Annotated in this window: 1 protein-coding gene; it reads left to right on the plus strand. The window is 65.9% G+C overall.

What is annotated here, in order from left to right; genetic code table 11:
- A partial coding sequence (locus H1B27_RS39735; RefSeq protein ID WP_197969787.1) for an efflux RND transporter permease subunit occupies window positions 1-630 on the plus strand: 630 nt, incomplete at both ends.

Consider the following 630-nt stretch of genomic DNA (forward strand, 5'->3'; position numbering starts at 1 on the left):
AAGCCAGCCGTGCGCATCCAGGCCGATCTCGCGCGTCTTGCGGCCTACGGCATCGCCATGGAAGATCTGCGTACTGCGATCGCCAATGCCAATGTCTCGGGGCCGAAAGGCTCGCTCGACGGCGCGCAGCAATCCTACATCATCGCAGCCAACGACCAGATCGCCGCCGCCGACGCCTACAGGCCGGTCATCATCGCCTATCGCAACGGCTCGCCCGTCACCATCGGCGACGTCGCCCAGATCGTCGACGGCCTCGAGAACGACCGCACCGGCGGCTGGTACCAGGGCACGCCGGCCGGGATCGCGCGCTGCACTTTCGGGATTTCCGCGCGGATCTGGCTGACGACGTCGATGACGTTGGCGCCGGGCTGGCGCTGGATGTCGATGATGACGGCCGGCGTCAACCTCACCATCGTCTCCGACCGCACCGTCACCATCCGCGCCTCGGTGCGCGACGTGCAGTTTACGTTGATCCTTGCCGTCGTGCTGGTGACGCTGGTGGTGTTGCTGTTCCTGCGCTCGCTGCGCGCCACGCTGATTGCCGGCGTCGCGCTGCCGCTGTCGCTGATCACGAGCTTCGGCATCATGTATTTTGCCGGCTTCAGCCTCGACAATCTCTCGCTGATGGCG

The organism is Bradyrhizobium diversitatis (assembly GCF_016031635.1).
Taxonomy (GTDB): Bacteria; Pseudomonadota; Alphaproteobacteria; order Rhizobiales; family Xanthobacteraceae; genus Bradyrhizobium; species Bradyrhizobium diversitatis.